Below are 18,069 nucleotides of genomic sequence, written 5' to 3'. Positions count from 1 at the left end.
CGAGCGGGTGTCCGCAGTGGCCCGTTCCCCAATAAGGGATGCGTACTCGACCGTAGCGTCAAGGCTACGTTCGATAGCCGACCGCCCGCTGTAGAGCCAGCGAGCGAACGACGTTGGCGCGGGAACGGGAATTGCGTAGGTCATGGGTCACCACGTCGGTGAATGCGACGTATCTGTAACCTGAACCGGTGATATATTAAATCTGTTTCAGACATGGTACCAAATGACAAACCCTTGAGCGGTCGCTGGCACAACAGCACGGCTTCAGTCGGCCGCTGCTGGTTGCTGCGTCGCAGTCGGTCCCTCGGCACTCGCCTCGCTGTATGTGGCTGTTCCCGCCAGCGTCCGCGTGGAGTTCCCCACGACGAGCAGGCTGCTGGCTGTCATCGCCAGGGCCGCGAACAGCGGGTTCAGGACGCCGAGCAGCGCTAGCGGGAGCGCCACGGCGTTGTAACAGAACGCCCACCCGAGGTTCTGGCGGACCCGCGTGCGGGTCGCGGCCGTCACCGCGAACACGTCGGGAACGGCACGCAGGTCGTCTGTTGTGACGACCGCGTCGGCCGCATCGGCAGCCAGTGACGTGCCCGACGCCATGGCGATGCCCACGTCGGCAGCGGCTAGCGCCGGTGCGTCGTTGCTCCCGTCGCCGACCATCGCGACGGTCCCGCGGGACTGCAGTCGCCCGACGACTTCGGCTTTCGCCTCGGGCGGCACCCCGGCGAACACTTCGTCGACGCCATCGTGGCGCTCGAACGGTGTGGCGGCTTCGGGCCGGTCACCAGTGATGACGACGACATCGCGGTCACGGGCCAGCGTCGAGACGACCGACTCCCAGTGCGAGCGGAGCCTGTCCCCCGCTACGAGCACGTCCCGCGCCTCGCCGTCCCAGCCGACGAGCGCTGGGACACGCCCGTTCTCAGTCGCACGCTCACACCGGGTCCGGAGGTCAGCGGGTACGTCGAACCCGAGGTCGTCGAACAGCGCTTGTGTCCCGACGACAACGTGGTCCCCGTCGACTGTCGCAGTGACGCCCTGGCCCGGGTGTTGCTCGAACTCGGAGACGGCCGCGTCCGGTACCGGGACGGCGTCCGTCACTGCCTCGGCGACGGGATGCCCCGCGAACTGCTCGACTGCGGCCGCCCGGGCCATCGCCTGTTCGTCGGCCCGCTCCAGCAGTTCCATCTCGCCGGTCGTCAGCGTGCCCGTCTTGTCGAACGCGACCACGTCCGCGTCGGTCGCGATCTCGAACACCGCATCGCCAGTGACGACGGTCCCGCCGTCCAGCGCCCGACGGATGCCGGCCGCGGTTGCCAGCGGTGTCGCCAGCCCCAGCGCACAGGGACAGGAGACCACGAGTACAGCCAGCCCGGTCAGCATCGCGTCGGTCGGCGTCGCTCCGGCGACGAGGTGCCCGCCGGTGGCGAGCACAGCCAGGACGACCACCAGCGGGACGAAGACGGCGGCGATGCGGTCGACCAGCCGCTGAACGCCGCCGCGCGTGCTCTGGACTTCCCACAGCAGGTTCGTCAGCCGGTCAACGGTACTCTCGGCGTCCGGCCCGACGCGGACGACGACGCCGCCCTGCGTGACCAGGGACCCACCGATGACCTCGTCGCCGTCCGTCTTCCGGACGGCTAGCGACTCGCCGGTCACGAGCGACTCGTCGACGGCGGCGGTCCCCTCGGCCACGGTCCCGTCGACGGGGATTCGCTCGCCGGAGCGGACGACGACTTCGTCGCCGGCCGACAGCGCCTCGACATCGACCTCCTCGTGACCACCGTCGGTGCGTCGCCGGGCGCTATCGGCCCGCTGTGTCGTGAACTCCGTGAGGCGGTCCAGCGCGCGCCGCCGGACCCGGTCCTGGTAATAGTCGCCGACCGAGACTGCCATGACGATGACCGTCGCCACGTCGAAGTACACCTCTGTCCGGCCCAGAATGACGGCGACGACGCTGTATAAGAAGGCAGTCACGGCGGCCATCGCCACCAGCAGGTCCATGTTCGGCCGGCCGGCACGGAGGCTGACGTAGGCCCCGCGGAGCAGCGGCCACCCGGTATAGCCGACCACGACGCCGGTCATCACGGCCATGTTCCACAGCAGGTAGTCCCCCGCCTGCCCCGCCGGGTCGAACAACAACAGGGACGGGTCGACATTGAGGTACGCCGGGTAGAGAAAGAGGACGTACCACAGCATCGTCATCATCCCGAAGAAGCCACCGACGATGAGACGCCCCTCCAGTTCGTACTCGTCGTCGGTCTCCGTGGCCTGCAGACTGGCGTCGTAGCCGGTGCCGGCGACCGCGTCCGCGAGGTCCGTCTCCGAGAGCGCGTCGGCGTCGTAGGTGAGTTTCATCGTCCCCGTCGGATAGCTGGCCGATGCGGCAGCGACGCCGTCGTGGTCCGTGGCCCGCGCTTCCAGAAACGTCTCGCAGGTCGCACAGTGCATCCCGTCGACAGAGAGGAACGCCGTCTCGCCGTCGGCGTCGTCCGGGTCGGGTCCCGTGTCGGCCGCGTCGCGGGTCTCCGTCGCCGGGTCGTCGAGCGTCCGCGCGACTTCCAGACAGCCGCGACAGCAGAACGTCCCCTCGACCGCGTCGTCGGTGACCGGGGCATCGACCGGCAGGTCACAGAGCGTACAGTGGGTCATGTCCAGGGCATCGGCAGGGGTGGTTTCGGGATAGCGATACCGAACGCCGCCAGCCCGTTCGACAGCGGGACGAGCGCGAGCGCGATGAAGACGACCCCGAGCACCCGGTGTAGCGTCGAGCGATGGCCCGGCGACAGCGTGCCGAAGGCGGTCCCGTAGGCGAACACCAGCGGGAACGTCCCGAGGCCGAGTGCGGCCAGCGAAAGCCCGCCGGTGAGCGCGGAGCCCGTCGCGAACGCATACAAGAACGCCGGGTAGAGCAACGGACAGGGGAGCAGCCCGTGCATCGCGCCCAGCGCGACCATCCCCGGACCGTCGACCCACCGGTCGACTCTGGCGACGAGCGACGCGGAGAGGCGCTGGAACAGGTTCCCGACCAGCGGCAGCGACCGGGCGACATCGACGGCGCGCCCACGCGAGAGATACCCGATACCGACAGTGATGATCGCGAGGCCGACGAAAACCCCGACGGCTCCACGGACAGCGGTCCCGAGGCGTGCTAAGCCGGCCACGTCGTACAGAACGCTGCCAGCAGCGCCAAGCACCGTCCCGACGAGCGCGTAGCTCAGTGTCCGACCGGCGTTGAACAGCGCGTGCTGACGTATCTCGTGGCCGGACACCGGCCCGCCGTCGTCAAGTCTATCGGCGTAGGTGGTGACTAACGGCCCGCACATCCCGAGGCAGTGGACGCTGCCGACGAGTCCCAGCCCGACGAACGCCGCGAGGCCGGCCGTCTCACCGGAACTCAGCCCCGCCGTCCCGAACTGCATATCAGACGGTACTCGACTCGGTTGGTTTTGTCATCCAGAACAGGCTGCCGGCGATGATGACGACGCTGACCAGCGAGAGCGCGACGATGGAGCGTCCGGTTCCCTGCATGTAGTACGCGACCGGCGCGAGCCCGAGCAGCGCCAGCAACGTCACGAGCCGAGGGCTTGACGCAGACATATCTGGCCGTACGTTAGAGGGATTATAAAAAGAAACGGGTCGTTCCTGCCGGCTGAAAACACCATCAGGGGTTTTTTTAGGTAATCTGCTATTCTCCCAGATATGGTACGGCACGAAGCTAGAAGCAGCCAGCTGCCAGATTCGCACGACGCGGTGGGGGTGCGACGATGGCGCTGAGTCGGCGACAGTTCGTCGGTGCCGCAGCCGGGACGGCGGCGCTGGCCGCGACCGGCACGGCGACAGCACAGGAGGAACCGGACTACGGCGGCTGGTTCGACGACGTGTCGAACTACGACGGGACCGCCGACAAGCGAGGCCAAGACACTGTTACAATCACCGTCGGCGCGCAGGGCAACAACGGCGCGTTCGCATTCGACCCGCCGGCAGTGATGGTCAGCCCGGGCACAGAGGTCGTCTGGGAGTGGAACGGCGAAGGCGGCGGCCACAACGTCGTCTCCGACGGCGACGGCCCGCTCGACTCCGGGGGCGCGGTCAGCGAAGCCGGCACGACCTACAGCCACACCTTCGAGTCGGAGGGGATGTTCAAGTACGTCTGTGTCCCCCACGAATCGCTCGGTATGAAAGGCGCAGTCGTCGTTCGGCCCGGCGGCTCCGGCGGCAGTGACTCCGGCGGCCAACAGCAACAGGGGCCGCCCGAGAACCCCGATTACGGCGGCTGGTTCGACGACGTTTCCAACTACGACGGAACGACGGTCGACAGAACCGACGCCGATAGCGTCGAGATATCGGTCGGTGCACAGGGTAACAACGGCGCGTTCGCCTTCGACCCGCCTGCGGTTCGGGTGACGCCCGGCACCGAAGTGACGTGGACCTGGACCGGCGAAGGCGGCGGCCACAACGTCGTTTCCGACGGCGACGGCCCACTTGACTCGGGCGACCCCGTCAGCGAATCCGGGACCACCTACAGCCATACCTTCGAAGAGACGGGTGTGTACAAGTACGTCTGTACGCCCCACGCATCGCTCGGCATGAAGGGTGCGGTCGTTGTCGGCGGCCCACTTGATGGCGGCAGTGGTGGCAGTGGCGGCGGAAGCGGACAGGAAGGCGGCGGTATCGAACTCTCCGGCCCGCAGTGGCTCCTTTCAGGCTCGGTCCTACTGGCGTTCTTCTCACCGCTGTTGTTCGCGGTTGCGATGCGACGCCGCCAGAACGGGCGGCCACCACAGACGGGTGAGGGTGGCGAGCTACGGCGGGCGAGCGGCCCGGAACCTGTTGAAGAAGCCGCTGAAACTGAACCGGCCGTCGAGCTTGGCCACGACGAGTACGACCCGAAGGGAACGGCGGCGCTGGTCGCGTTCTACTTCGTGCTCATCGCCCTGCTATGGGTGTTCATGTACTTCGTCGAGTTCCTCGGCCGTGTCTCAATAATCGGGTGATATCATGCAGGTTCATAGATTCGAAAAAGTCTGGCTCGGTGCAGCGCTACTGCTCATCGTCGGGTTCATCGCAACTATCGCCTACGGCTCGGTCGGCGTTGGCGTCGGGATGGTCGACGATACGGGCGGACAGATCAGCGCAGAAGCGGTACAGAACGGTAACACTGACACCCAGTTCGACGACCCCGGTGTCGTCAAAGAGGACGGGCAGTACGTCGTGTACGTCGTCGCCCGGCAGTTCCAGTTCGTTCCCGGGACCGGGGACACGCCGATCCGTGTGCCCGCGGGTGCGAACGTCACGTTCAAAGTAACCAGTGCGGACGTGACACACGGTTTCTCCGTGGTTGAAACCAACATCAACACGATGGTCATCCCGGGACAGGTCTCGGAAGTCTCGGCCCGGTTCAACGAGCCCGGCACCTACGGACTCGTCTGTCACGAATACTGCGGGGCGGCCCATCACACGATGGGTGGCTCCGTCGAAGTCGTCCCGCCGGAGGAGTACGATATGCAGCAAGAGAACATCGACCAGTCCGCAGATGACGCACAGGCTCAGGAGGAGGCGGATCAGTAATGGTGTTCGTCGACTCCTATCCGAAAACGTCGAAGCTCGTCCGTAGCGAGTTCCTCGTCTCGTTCATCGCGCTCGGAATCGGTGCGCTGTTCGGCGTCATCCAGGCGCTCCATCGGACCGGCGTGTTCCGGGGCTTCGTCAGTTCAGCCGATTACTACACGATTCTGACGGGCCACGGCGTCCTGCTGGCGCTCGTGTTTACCACGTTCTTCATCGCGGGACTGTTCACATGGGCTGTCGCTAACAGCCTCGAACGCGAGCTGCCACATCGCATCGCCTGGTCGGCCTTCTGGATAATGCTCACGGGGACGGTGCTTGCGGCCGTGTCCATCATCGGCGGCATCGTTGGCTCGCCGTCGATTCTGGGTCACGACCTCGAAGCGGACGTGCTGTTCACCTTCTACGCCCCGATGAAGGCGCACCCGGCGTTCTACATCGGCGCCGCGCTCATCATCGTCGGCTCGTGGGTCGCCGGCCTCGCGTACTTCAAGTCCCTGTGGGAGTGGCGCTCTGAGAACCCGGGTGAACGCATTCCCCTGCAGACGTTCATGGTCCTGACGACGATGCTGATGTGGTACATCTCCACCATCGGCGTCGCCGTCGAGGTCGTCGCCTTCCTCATTCCGTGGTCGCTCGGACTCATCCAGAACGTCGACCCGCTGCTGACGCGGACGCTGTTCTGGTACTTCGGCCACCCAGTCGTGTACTTCTGGCTCATGCCGGCGTACCTCGTCTGGTACACCATCCTGCCGAAGCTGGCCGGTGGGCGACTGTTCAGTGACCCGCTGGCCCGCGTCGTGTTCGTCGCCTTCCTGCTGCTCTCGACCCCGGTCGGCTTCCACCACCAGTACACCGACCCCGGCATCCCATCGGGATATAAATTCATCGCGATGACGAACACGATGTTCTTGCTGTTGCCCTCGCTGCTGACCGCGTTCACCGTGGTCGCCTCGGTCGAACACGGCGCTCGCCAGCGGGGTGCAAAGGGCTACCTCTCATGGCTTCGAAATCTGCCATGGGGGAAACCGGCCTTCGCCGGCTGTATGCTCGCCGGCCTGATGTTCGCAGCGGGAGGCTTCTCCGGCATGATCAACGCCGGGATGAACATCAACTACCTCATCCACAACACCATCTGGGTGCCCGGCCACTTCCACCTCACCGTCGGGACTGCGTTCGCGCTGACGGCGATGGCCATCAGCTACTGGCTGGTTCCACAGATTACAGGCAAGAAACTCCGACAGCGCACCATCGCCACGCTCCAGCCGTACGTCTGGTTCGTGGGCATGGCGGTGATGTCGAACGCCATGCACCGCGCCGGCCTCGCCGGCATTCCGCGACGGACTGCCGAACCGACGTACGACGAGTTCGCGTTCGAGGGCGTCGCCGGAACGGTCGGCGAAATGCGCATCCAGATCGCCATCGGTGGCTTCCTGCTGTTCGTCGGCGCGGCGATGTTCCTCATCGTCATGGCCGACACCCTGCTCGCTCGCCGCGGCGGGACGCTGTCGGTCAACGGCCACATCCCGGAACCGCTGTCCGGCGCGGACCACAGCCCGCGTATCCTGGACAACTACAAGCTCTGGACGGCGATTGCCCTGCTGCTCATCGCCATCGCCTACGGGCCGCCGCTCGCCAGCATGGTCGCTGATGGACTGTTCGCGCCCGGTAGCCCGCCGATCCCGGTCTAACACAACTTCACTACTCTCTCATCATGTTCGACGACGTCGACGGTCCGGAGCAGAAAACGCTGCTACGACTCCTCATCATCGTTGGAATCGGCTTGCCGATCCTCATCGAGGTCGTTACCTTCGGGAGTATGATGGGGCATCATTTGACCGGGGACACCGGTGGGGAGGCGGTCCCCGAAACGCCGACTGCGGAGCCGGCCGGTGCCGGCGTCGGCGACCCGATTCTGGAATCCGCGAACGTCTCAGCCCGCATCGATGCGGCGTCTGTCGTCACCGCCGACGAGGGGTGGCGGTTCACGCTCACGGTGAACGTGACGAACACCGGGTCAGACCCCGCGGCAGTTCGTCTCGACAGCGTCACCACCCGCAGCGGCGAGACGATTGCGGAATCCGCGAGCACCGGACAGCTACCAGTGAATCAGACTGACGACGTGACCAAGTCGTGGCTACTGCCCCCCGGCGAACGGCCGGACACCGTCTCTGTAACGGTGCTAGTGTATCCGGACGGGGGCTCGGTACAATCGACGCAATACACCGTTGCGCTCGGTGACATCCCCGTTTCGAACCGCTGACCGTCTCACCCGTCCACGGGGTCGCCACAGGACGGGCAGGCGGTAGCGTCGGGCGGGAGCGACTCGCCGCACTCGCCGCAGTACGACTGTCCGGCGTCGCGGCCGCCCGGCGTGAAGACGGACGTATCGTCCATCCATGCCTCGTCTGTCGCCGAGGCAGCCTCATTCGAACTGTCGGTCCCGGCCGTCTCCGATTCCGTTTCTGTACCGCTGTCGTCGACCGGCGTCTCCGGTTCCGCGTCGTCGTCCGACGGCTGCGCGTTGTCCTGTTCCGATCCGTGAGCGGGCGGTTCCGCCGCCGGGACCTCGTCGGGCGAAAACACTCGGGTCCCGGTGTGTCCCGGTGGCTCCTCGTCGCTGTCAGCATCTTCGGTGTCGGTCCCCGCTCCAGTCTGTTTCCGGGAGTCCGGTGCGGCGTCCACAGCCCGTTCGGCAGTCGGACTCTCGTCGCCGTTTTGTGAGCCGCCGACCGGTGGCATGATAGGGAACCGCTGGTCCGGACGGCGCTGCGGGTTCGAAAGCGGCGCACGGATTCGAACGACGGTTCCAGCGAGCAATTGGAACAGGAGGTACGCGCTCGCCAGCACGCCGGGGACGGCGATGAACAGAGGTGTGGCTTGCGATGGCTGTACGCCCGTCAGTTGCAGCGCCGTCTCCGCCACGGGACCGACGCCCGCCCGCGCCAGCCACAGGGACAGCGACGACGACACGCCGGGTGCGACGACCGGCTGTGTCAGCCACCCAGTCCCGAGAGCAGCGGCGCTTACGAACACCAGCAGCGACAGGAGTGGTGGGGCCGAGAGCGTGTACACGCGGTGTCCGTAGGCGACGGTCCGGACGACGAGATGCACCGTCCCGAACAGTGCAACTACCGTGAGCAGACGTTGCTGGCCGAGCGTGACACTGAGCAACAGGCAGCCCAGAAGCACACTGCCGGGGATAGCGAGCAACAGGCTTGGATGGTCCAACCGGTACGCGTCGGCGAGGTTGCCGTAGCTGTTCCGAAGCCGTCGGTTGACGAGGACAACGGTCGCCAGCGACGGACCGAGGAGCCAGAGACCGGCGGTGAGTACAGTGCGTAGCGAGATAGTCCGGCCAGCAAGTGTCACAAGAACAGTACCTTCGAGCCCTGGGAACTGCGCCAACAGCAGCCCCGTCGCGAGCACCCAGCCACCGTAGACGAGCCATGCCAGACCCACACCCACAAATAGCCAGGTTTCAGTTCGCAGTAGTGCGGCGGACTCGCGGAGTTCCAACCCCAGTCGACCACGCTCCATCAGCCTGATATTTCCCGACCGACCGCTTAACTGTGGGTGGTCACGCCGCCCGAATTGTCATCGTGGCGACGCCCGACAGTTCGAGTTCGTCGCCCGGTTGGATCGGTTCCCGGTCGCCTTTCTGCAACTGGGTCTCGTTCAGCCGCGTCGGGTTGTCCCCGAGGTCAACCAGATAGTACCCTTCCGGCTGGCGGTCGAACCGGACGTGTTCGCGGTGGATCCGAACCGCTTCGTCTTCCGGTCGCCCGGCGTCCAATAGTGCCGCCCGGATCTCCCGGCCGATGCGGTCTCCATCTTCGATGGTGATGTCACGCCCCTCGACCGAGAGGACGAGTTTGTCCGGTACCGCCGCGTCGTCGGTGGACTGTGACGCGAGTGTGTCGACGGCGTTGCCCGTGGCTGCTGACTCACTCTCCGTCTCGTCGGCGGTCGACGACCCTGTCGAGTCAGCCGTCGGCGTGTCGCTCTCGCCGCGATGCGCGTCCAAGTCCTCCCCACAGTTGACACAGAAGCTGGCATCGTCGTCGACAGCGGTGTCGCAGGACGGGCACGCGTCGAGCGAGCCGTCGTCGCCCGGTGTGATATCCTGTACGTCGGCACCGCAGGCGACACAGAAATTCGCGTCGGCGTCGAGTTCACGGTCACAGTCCGGACAGGAAATCGTCGTCGCGTCGTCATCTGTCTCCGAGGTGTCGTTGGATGTCTCGGCGTCCGCATCGGAGTCACTGCTGGGCTGGTCCGGGGTTTCGTCGGCCTCGTCGGGTTCTTCCGCAACGTTCGGCTCAGTTCCGTTTTCGGCATCGGTGTCGGCTTCAGGCTCGTGTTCCGTCGTATCCGCCGTATCCGCCGTCTCCGCCGTCCCCACCGTCTCGTCTCCGGCCTCGGCTGCCCCAGTATCCGAGGCTCCATCCACCGATGCTTCGTCGTCGCTATCATCGGCGACAGTGTGCCCATCCGGGGCGTCGGCTTCGCCGCTAGCCCCCATCGACCGGCCATCCGTCGGGTCCGCCTCGTCCGTGCCTTCCGGTATCAGGTCGGCGTCGTCCGGCACCCCATCGTCGGTGTCAAAATCAGCAGCGCTTTCGTCAGTGTGTTGCCACTCACCACAGTCCGGGTTTGTGCACCATCCGCCCGCGACTGTCGGATCAAAGTCCTCGTCGCATATGGGGCATTTTACCGTGCGGTCGGATTCAGGCATGGGTTTCGTTAGAGACTATAGAGTCGAGAAATAAAATACTTGTCCCACGAAACTTTCTCTCTACTCGTCTGTCATAATAACGGTATCCCGTTCGGAAATGTCGAGATCAGGGTCGATATCTCGAACTGGCATCCCGCCGCTTTCCGGTGTTTCCGGAAGCGCACTGTCGGCAAACAGGAGCACGGAGATGTTGTCCTTCCCGCCGCGGTCGTTTGCCAGCGACACGAACTCCCGACTCGCCGCGTCGAGGGACGCTGCATCGAGGACCACGTCACGGATCTCGTCGTCGGTGACGGCCGCTTCGCGGATACGCTCGGCCACTGAATCGGCGTGGTCCGAATCGACGTACTCCTCGTACAGTTCCGGCGCGTCGGTCTGTGCGTCGATGAGTCCGTCGCTGGTCGCCAACACCGTGTCCTCCGCGTACAGCCTGACCGTTCGCGTGTCCACCCCGACAGTCGCCTCGTCGGGGTCCTCGTAGCCGGACCCGCCCAGCGCGCGGGTGATCTCGTTCCCGTTCGGGTGGACGTGTGCCTCGACGGGGTCGATTTCGTCGTTGTCGACCCATTCCTGAACGACGGCGTGATCTCTGGTCAGCGGTGAAATCGTCTCGCGGGCGCTGTTGACGACGTAGGCCCGGCTATCACCGACCCAGCCGTAGTGGAGCTTGCCGTCGGCGTAGATGCCCGCGACGACCGTCGTGTAGGATTGGGTCCCGGTCTCGTTTGCGTACCGGATGATCTCGCGGTGGGCCGCCGTAATCGCCTCCGCCACGGCAGTTTCGAGTTCCCGCTCTCCGGGCGGGTCCGGAAGGACATCACGGGCCACGTCGACATCGAAGCCACCGGGATAGCTCCGAGCCGTCCGGATCGCCACGGGAGCAAGCTGTTCAGCCACGATAGTGGTCGTAATGTACGACGCAATGTCTCCGGCGTCGTGTCCGCCAGCCCCGTCGGCGACCACGAACACGCCGGCCGAGCGGTTCATCGGGTGTCCGCTGTCATCAGCGCCGGACGTATCCGCGTCCTCAGCGTCGGCTGTGTCCGTGTCGTCATCGGCATCCGCCGCCTCAGTATCGGATGGTTCGTCTGGCGCGTCCGCTGTCTCGTCGCCGTCCGCTGTGGCCGTGTTCTGCGACTGCGGTCTGTCTTGCCCGCGATACCCGTCCCGATGGCCCTCCTCGAACACCGTCAGAGAGACGCTGTCCTCGTTGATTCCCTGTCCTCGCTTCCGCTCGCCGATGTCGTAGTTCGTGCTGTATCTCATGACTCCTCCGGATGGAACTCGAACGTGACCCCGTAGGTCGGATGGACCAGCGACACCAGGTCGCCGTCGGTGAGTGTCACTGACTCGGGTGGAACGTCGCCGTGTCTGTCGGTCGGGTCCTCGCCCTCGGAGCGCAGACGGTTGCGTCCGGGTTCGGAGAGGACCCGCTGCCAACCGGCCCCTTTCTGGACGAACGTCCCGTTGAGGCTCCGGTCGTGGAGGGACCACTCGCCGTCCTCGATATCGAACTGTACCTGCACCGAGGAGATGTACTCCCCCTGCGGGTCTTCGATTGTTATCGATGCCGGGGGACCGCTCGCGCCCTGTCGCCCGATAGTGTCGCCCGGTTCGACGGTGAACTGCCTATCAGCCTGGATGTACGTCACCGACGCCGTCGCAGGCGGCGTTGGATCGCGCCGTTCGAGGACCTCCTTGAGGACCGTCGCGTTCCGGTATCGGTCGCGGTAATGTGACTGTGTGGCCCGTTCGACGATTTCGGCCAGATAATCGTCGCAGTCTGCCCCGAACGCCTGCGGGTTCACGCCGTCTTTCTTCGGGACGCTCCCCTTGAGCAAGAATAGGAGTATCTTCCCGATGGAATACACGTCCGACCAGGGACCCTGCCGAACGTCGGTGCGGCTGGCCTCGGCGACTTCGCGGGGCTTGAACGGCCCCAGAATCGTCGTCCCGGTGTTCCCCGAAGAAGGGTCCCCGGAGGCGTCGAAGCCCGTCGCGGTGTTGAAATCGATCAGTGTGGGCGTGATGTCGGGCGTGAGCATCACGTTCTCCGGTTTCAGGTCCCGGTAGACGATCTCGTTCTCGTGGAGAAACCCCATCGCGTCACAGAGGTCGATGCCGATCTGTCGGACCTGCTCGCTGTCGTCGATCGGGCCGTGCTGGTCGATGACTTCGTCGAGTTCGATGCCGTCGACGATCAGCTGGACGACCAGAAACGGAACGTCACGCTCCGTGACCTGGTCGTAGTAGTCCATCACGTTCTCGTGGCCGCCGGCCCGGCGGATACGTTCCAGGGAGCCGACCTCCTTTTTAAAATACTCCTCGATGATGTCGGGGTCGTTCTGGGATTCGGTGTAGTTGGGGTACTTGACGGCGACCGACTCGCCTGTCTCGGTGTCTCTGGCGCGGAACGCCTTCGCGAACCCTCCCTTGCCGAGGAATTCCTCGAGTTCGTACTGGCCGGCGATGACATCACCGCTCTCAGGTTCCCAGTTCATGGATCACCCGTTTCTCCGGCCAGTGGCAGCCCTGCCGACACTGCAGGTCGTTGCGGTCACTTCTGGATGCCCTCGTCAGTGACGATCTTCGTCGCCTTGTTCTGTTCCTTGCGTCCGCCCTCCATCACGATACGCGTCTCCCGCTCGGCTGTCTGGACGGCCTCGGTGTCCTCGCCGTGGATGCGCGTCATCCGCTCCAGTTGGGTCTGGGCTTCGGCGACGTTGCCCTTGCCGAGTTCCGTCTTGATAACGGTCTGTCGGTGGTCCACGTCGACCTGTTCGTTGTGCTCGGCCAGTTTCGCCTCGTCGTCGGTGTAGTCGACGGTGATCGATTCCCGCGTCGTCTCGCCGCCAGCGTGCAGCGTGACATCCGCCACGGACACGGCGTCTTGCGGGTCGTTGGCCGGCGCGTGTATCTTCAGCACGACTCGCTGGGTCTCCCGCTCAAGCAGGTCGGGAAGCGGCACGACAGCCGCGTTGTCCTCCCAGTTGGGGTCTACAGACTGAGTCTGTGGCAGCGAACGGTACACTTCGCTCACCTCGACGCCGTCGGCCACGTCGAGTTCGAGACGGGCGTCGGGAGCGACGACGGTCCCGGCCTCCTCGACTGCGTCGCCGAAGAACGACTCGATGTCACCGGCGGCGTCCAGGTGTGTCCATTCGCCGCGGGCGACGGTACCGAGCGTCCGAATGGTTTCCTCGCGGTAGTCGCTCCCGATACCAGCCGCCTTGATTCTGATGCCCTCGGTGTCGATTTCGCGTGCTAGCGTCCCGAACGCTTCCGGGTCGTGGGAGTTGTCCTTCCCATCAGAGAGGAGCAGGACCCGCCGAGCCGTGTTGTCGTCTGTCGGCAGATCCTGCAGGGACGCCTTCGCTTCCAGCAGGCCGCTGTACATATCGGTGCCCCCGCCAGCGGAGATGTCAGCGACCGCGTCCACTGCCGTTTCACGCGAAATAGTCCCCCACCGGGTCGGTGCAAGAACCGTCGTAACCTCGTTGTCGAAGGCGATGATCGAGATGTAATCGTCCTCGTCGAGTAGCCCGAACACCCATTCAGCGCCAGCGCGGGCCTGTTCGATGTCTTCGCCGGCCATCGATCCACTCGCGTCGATACAGAGAGCAATCTGTCGCGTGGGTGGCTCCTCCAACCGTCCGGGCTCGACTTCGATCTCAGCGGTCAGTTTCGCCCCGCCCGTCGGCACGTAGGGTCGGTTGACCTCGCTCACGACAGTAGCGGTCATACTGGTAGATGGGTCGTACGGAGTAATTATATGTTTCCCTCAAATCGAGGGAAAAAAGTTCCAACCGCTACCTGGGCCGGTAGCCTGTAGTTACTAGCTACCCCCCGGTAGTAGGAACAATCTACGTCGCCTGTCACGCTGGCTCGACTCGGCTGCCGACCCAGAGAAGGGTTCCGAGCAGTGCCACGACAGTGATCGGGAGGAGCCACTGGAACAGCGAGAGAAGCCCAGCGCTCGCCTGCACGCCGACGACGAGCAGGATAGTGGGGCCACAGCAGGCGAATCCGGAGAGCAGTCCCGGCAACCCCGACACAGCCCCTGCACCCGGGCCGAGACGGCAGGCCGATGGGCCGCGCCACGCGACGACAGAGACAGCGAGGTTGAGTCCGACCAGCGATGCCAGGACGGCACCGAGAAGCACGTTCAGCGGCGAGACGAGTAGTTCGACTGGGCCGACGACGACCAGTGCAATCGGTTCCCACTGAAACGGCCCGACCTGCCGGAACGCACGGGTAAGCGGGTTACTGACGACAGAAACCTCGTAGCCGGCTGGGCCGAAACCGAGGTGTCTGAGACCAGCGAGGTACAGCAGGAAGTACGCCAGTCCAGACACACCCAGAAGCAACTGACCGTCGCGGCGGGTGAGCGCTCCCCGGACCGCAACCGCAGTGTGCCGAAGCAAGCGTTCGATGCGAGCGGACACACTGGCCCCGTCGGCTACACTATCAGTCGACATACGCACTCCCCGGATAGAAGCCGGCCCAGGCGAACCACATGGCGTCGAAGGCCAGCGAGCGGTCCAGCGGAAGGGAATCGGCCTCGTGTGTGGTCCCGTCGAGCGTGTAGCCGTCGTCCGCCGCCTCGACCGCCGCTGACTCCGGGTTCGCGTACACGTAGCCCGTTGTGAGGTCGGTGTCGGCGACGGCGACGTACGGCGTGTCGCCGATGTTGCCGGTCAACACGCGCTGGTTCAGTAACGTCTCCTTGTCGAAGGCCACCGTCCCCGTCTCCGTCCGGGTCCCGATGACGACGGCCTTTGGGTGTGCGCGGCTGTCGCCCTGCAGCGGCTCAAACAGCGTCCGAGTGCTCGAATAGTAGCCGCGTTTCTCGTTGTACTGGCCGTATGGATCAGTGCCGTAGCGCCGCGAGAAGCCGGTATCCTCGGTCAGAACGGTCGTTTCCGGATAGGTACTGGACCAGCGGTCCCACGTCGTCCAAGTGACCCGGAACTCCCGCAACGACTCGCCAGTTAGTGGGCCTGTAATTGCCGTCGCGAGCATCTGTGGCCACCAGCTGTCGGTGCCCCGGTCGTACATCGTCAGGTTCGAGTTCACCAGTCGACCGGAGACGCCGAACTCCACCGGGCCGCGCTCAAAGCCCTGTGCGGTGCCCGTCAGCGGACAGTACGTCACAGCGACGGGGTCGCCGGCGACGGTGTCGTTCACGATTTCGTGGTGGACGAGAATGTACTGCGGATAGGCTTTCGCCTCCCCGTCGCGGACCACGCCGAACACTGGGTCGTCCGGAGCCAGTATCTCTGGAGGCGTCTCGGCGAACGTCGGGTCGTCGATGGACGGAATACCGTCTTTACGAACGCCGCCGCTGACGATCTTCTCTTCGAGCGTCCCGATCTCGTAGTCTAGATGCAGGCGACCATCAGCCGTCGGTGGCTTCGACCCGTCACCTCGATCGGTGGCCGTCGATGGCGTCCCGATTCCGCTGCCGGACCCGGCCACTGAACTCGGCCCAGTAGTCGAGCCGTCATCTCCCGCGCAGCCTGCGCCGCCGAGTGTCACACCGGCTCCAACCGTCGCGAGAAGCCGTCGGCGGGAAAGGTCCATGCCATGTGTAGTCTTTCCAATCACTAAGTCTCGCGGTGAGGGGCCGGTAACTCCCTGTTGGCACGCTCAGCGAGGCTATCTCGGTGTACGAACCAACGCTCGGACTGCCTAATTGACGAGGGTGGCGGCCAGCGACGAGACGTACGCCAGTTCGTCCTCGTTCACGCCGTGGCCCATCCCCTCATAGATGCGTTCCTCCACGTCCCCGTTCAGTTGCTCGAAGACCGAGGCCGTGACGTGAACGCGCTCTTCGGGGATATGCGGATCGACGTCGCTACAGCCCAGGAACACCGGCGTTTCCTCGATGTCGCCCTCGTACTCGCTCTCGTCGATGGTCTCGCCGATGAGGCCACCACTGAGAGCCACGAGCCCGCCGTAGCGCTGCGGGTTACGGGCGACGAACTCGCTCGCGAGACAGGCCCCCTGGGAGAAGCCCAGGACGAGCACACGATCGGTTGGTATCCCGGCTTCCTCGGCCTTCGTGACGGCGTCCTCGATAGCCTGCAGTCCCGATGTCCGCCCGGGTTCGTTCTGCTCGACCGGCGAGAGGAAGGAGTTAGGGTACCAGGTGTTCCGCGCGGCCTGTGGGGCGAGCAACGCCAGCCCGTCCTGTTGGAACTCTGCCCCCATCTGGACGATGCTCCGGGCAGTCGCACCCCGGCCGTGGACCAGCACTGTCGCCGCGCTCGCCTCCGATAGCGCGGTTCCCGCGGTCACGAGTTGCTGGCCCTGATGAGGGCCGCTCATCGCTCTCCTCCCGGTCGCCGGCTGTACCCTGTCATGCCCGTGCAGTCGGTTTCTCTTCCCGTTCGCCCGCCTGCCGTAGGCAGCCACCGTGTCGTGTGCATACCCCAGATAGCGCACGAAGACACTTGACTTGGCACATCGGTCAATCGGTCGAGATATTCCGTGTTCAGGCCCGCAATCGGAGTTCGATGTCGCCACCGTCGCGCACCGTGAGACCAGTATCGGTTTCGGAGACAGCATAGTCGGACCGACGGAGGCATTTGGTCCATACCGATGGAGACATATACAGCCCATAATCTTGGGAACCAACCGTAGACACCCGTACCGAACACGACGACGTGTTTAGGGAAATGGTAAAATTTAGTGTAAAATACATAGAATATACTTCGCACCGCGAATTATGCATAAACTATTACGTATTACTGGCAGAGACGTGTGTTAACCTTCATCAGAGTAGTACTATAACCTTCGAGTTGTTACCTTGGGTTGACTATGAAAAAGCAGGAGCTCATCCACCTTCACGGCCTGCTTGCACAGGTACAGAACCACTACGAAGCCGAATCCGGGACAGAAGTGGACCACGACGAATACGAGGAACTGGGCGTCAAGCCGACATCGATTCACAAGTCGAAAACAGACCATAAGGCCGCTGTCTTTGCGATTGCTGACGGTATTGCCTCCGAGATGGCTGACGAGACCAAAGAGCCTGTTTCTGCCGCCGCGGACTAACAGTTCTCCGTCGTTTCTACGCAGTTCTCCCGACGAGCAATGCCATTAGTGGCTGTATAACGGCTGTCGGATACATGTCATAGACAGAATACGTCGAGGGTGTTGAACAGAGACAGCCCTGTTGCTCGGTGGCTGGGCTTACTCGTCGATTAATTCCTCGAACTCGGGTAATACGTCGTCCGAGTCGTCCCCGGACTGGCCCGACGACGAGTCGTCGGCCTCAGCTGTCGACTCTGTCGACGAAGACTCGTCGTCCGTCGTTTCGGCAGACTCCTCCGGGATCTCCTCGATTTCGAGCACGTCGAGCGGGATGTTCTCGAGCCGTTGCCCGATCTCCTTGCGGGCGATTCTGGCGGCGTGTTCGTCCCGTTCGACGTTGAACACGGTCATCTCCAGTTCGAGTGCGACGAGACTCTCATCGGCCGCGAGAAAAGCCGGTTCCAGTGTCTCGCCGCAGTGCGGGCAGTGCCGGTCGCCCATGTTGATCTCGACGTAGTTGAGGTCGGGGTTCAGCATTTCCCCCGTCTTCGAGATGGCGATGCGAACTGCCTCGTCCGCAGATGCCACGTCGTACACTGGGACTGCGGCCTCGACAACAACTCGGCAATTCATGCTAGTATGTTTGTTTCCCAATATAATGAAGGTTAGCCCTGAAACGGGCATCACCTCCCACCCCATTATCGTGGTATAGAGAGTCAGAAAGCCCCGTT

General features: G+C 64.3%; 17 protein-coding genes. 5 read left to right on the top strand and 12 right to left on the bottom strand.

Annotation, left to right across the window (positions count from 1 at the left end; translation table 11 throughout):
* Positions 1–264 precede the first annotated feature (264 nt).
* The 3 genes from VI234_RS15680 to VI234_RS15670 are packed head-to-tail and all read right to left on the bottom strand — an operon-like array spanning position 265 to position 3,594.
* Positions 265–2,646 (bottom strand): heavy metal translocating P-type ATPase, encoded by a 2,382-nt coding sequence (locus VI234_RS15680; protein WP_336330543.1) that lies wholly within the window; start codon positions 2,644–2,646, stop codon positions 265–267.
* Positions 2,643–3,416, bottom strand: a complete 774-nt coding sequence (locus VI234_RS15675) for a sulfite exporter TauE/SafE family protein (RefSeq protein WP_336330542.1) — start codon at positions 3,414–3,416, stop codon at positions 2,643–2,645. Before VI234_RS15675 ends, VI234_RS15680 begins: the two co-directional genes overlap by 4 nt.
* Position 3,417: 1 nt before the next feature.
* Entirely contained in the window at positions 3,418–3,594 is a 177-nt protein-coding gene (locus tag VI234_RS15670) for a hypothetical protein (RefSeq protein WP_008308856.1), read from the bottom strand.
* Between the two features lie 167 nt (positions 3,595–3,761).
* On the opposite strand from VI234_RS15670, the gene VI234_RS15665 reads away from it, so the two are divergent.
* The 4 genes from VI234_RS15665 to VI234_RS15650 are packed head-to-tail and all read left to right on the top strand — an operon-like array spanning position 3,762 to position 7,825.
* Positions 3,762–4,991: a halocyanin domain-containing protein gene (locus VI234_RS15665; RefSeq protein WP_008308854.1), complete on the top strand. Its 1,230-nt coding sequence runs from the start codon at positions 3,762–3,764 to the stop codon at positions 4,989–4,991.
* A 4-nt stretch (positions 4,992–4,995) separates the two neighbouring features.
* Positions 4,996–5,565 (top strand): cytochrome c oxidase subunit II, encoded by a 570-nt coding sequence (locus tag VI234_RS15660; RefSeq protein WP_008308852.1) that lies wholly within the window; start codon positions 4,996–4,998, stop codon positions 5,563–5,565.
* Positions 5,565–7,253: a b(o/a)3-type cytochrome-c oxidase subunit 1 gene (locus tag VI234_RS15655; protein ID WP_008308850.1), complete on the top strand. Its 1,689-nt coding sequence runs from the start codon at positions 5,565–5,567 to the stop codon at positions 7,251–7,253. Before VI234_RS15660 ends, VI234_RS15655 begins: the two co-directional genes overlap by 1 nt.
* Before the next feature lie 23 nt (positions 7,254–7,276).
* On the top strand, positions 7,277–7,825 hold the full coding sequence (locus VI234_RS15650; protein WP_008308848.1) for a hypothetical protein: 549 nt from the start codon (positions 7,277–7,279) through the stop codon (positions 7,823–7,825).
* Between the two features lie 5 nt (positions 7,826–7,830).
* Here VI234_RS15650 and VI234_RS15645 read toward each other — a convergent pair whose 3' ends face one another.
* The 8 genes from VI234_RS15645 to VI234_RS15610 all read right to left on the bottom strand — a co-directional run bounded on the left by VI234_RS15645 (position 7,831) and on the right by VI234_RS15610 (position 16,630).
* Positions 7,831–9,102, bottom strand: a complete 1,272-nt coding sequence (locus tag VI234_RS15645) for a zinc ribbon domain-containing protein (protein ID WP_336330541.1) — start codon at positions 9,100–9,102, stop codon at positions 7,831–7,833.
* A 40-nt stretch (positions 9,103–9,142) separates the two neighbouring features.
* The gene (locus VI234_RS15640) at positions 9,143–10,300 is read right to left on the bottom strand and encodes a double zinc ribbon domain-containing protein (RefSeq protein WP_336330540.1); all 1,158 of its coding nucleotides are present in this window, start codon (positions 10,298–10,300) and stop codon (positions 9,143–9,145) included.
* A gap of 60 nt (positions 10,301–10,360) precedes the next feature.
* Positions 10,361–11,566, bottom strand: a complete 1,206-nt coding sequence (locus VI234_RS15635; RefSeq protein WP_336330539.1) for a PP2C family protein-serine/threonine phosphatase — start codon at positions 11,564–11,566, stop codon at positions 10,361–10,363.
* A complete protein-coding gene (locus VI234_RS15630) occupies positions 11,563–12,801 on the bottom strand; it encodes a serine/threonine protein kinase (protein ID WP_008308844.1) in 1,239 nt (412 codons plus the stop codon). The genes VI234_RS15635 and VI234_RS15630 overlap by 4 nt, the downstream gene beginning before the upstream one ends.
* Positions 12,802–12,857: 56 nt before the next feature.
* Entirely contained in the window at positions 12,858–14,042 is a 1,185-nt protein-coding gene (locus tag VI234_RS15625) for a vWA domain-containing protein (protein ID WP_008308843.1), read from the bottom strand.
* Positions 14,043–14,175: 133 nt separating this feature from the next.
* A complete protein-coding gene (locus VI234_RS15620; protein WP_049942874.1) occupies positions 14,176–14,778 on the bottom strand; it encodes a hypothetical protein in 603 nt (200 codons plus the stop codon).
* A complete protein-coding gene (locus VI234_RS15615) occupies positions 14,768–15,883 on the bottom strand; it encodes a DUF3179 domain-containing protein (RefSeq protein WP_008308841.1) in 1,116 nt (371 codons plus the stop codon). The genes VI234_RS15620 and VI234_RS15615 overlap by 11 nt, the downstream gene beginning before the upstream one ends.
* Before the next feature lie 108 nt (positions 15,884–15,991).
* The gene (locus VI234_RS15610) at positions 15,992–16,630 is read right to left on the bottom strand and encodes an alpha/beta hydrolase (RefSeq protein WP_336330538.1); all 639 of its coding nucleotides are present in this window, start codon (positions 16,628–16,630) and stop codon (positions 15,992–15,994) included.
* Positions 16,631–17,122: 492 nt separating this feature from the next.
* Here VI234_RS15610 and VI234_RS15605 point away from each other — a divergent pair, with 492 nt between their 5' ends.
* Positions 17,123–17,359, top strand: coding sequence for a UPF0058 family protein (locus VI234_RS15605; protein WP_004592453.1), 237 nt, complete (start codon positions 17,123–17,125; stop codon positions 17,357–17,359).
* 138 nt (positions 17,360–17,497) lie between these two features.
* Here VI234_RS15605 and VI234_RS15600 read toward each other — a convergent pair whose 3' ends face one another.
* Positions 17,498–17,971, bottom strand: coding sequence for a DUF555 domain-containing protein (locus VI234_RS15600; protein WP_336330537.1), 474 nt, complete (start codon positions 17,969–17,971; stop codon positions 17,498–17,500).
* Positions 17,972–18,069 lie beyond the last annotated feature (98 nt).

The sequence above is a fragment of the Haloarcula sp. CGMCC 1.2071 genome (assembly GCF_037078445.1).
In the GTDB taxonomy this organism is placed as follows: domain Archaea; phylum Halobacteriota; class Halobacteria; order Halobacteriales; family Haloarculaceae; genus Haloarcula; species Haloarcula amylolytica.
The sequence above is the reverse complement of the archived record's forward strand: the minus strand, read 5'-3'. Positions and strand labels throughout refer to the sequence as shown.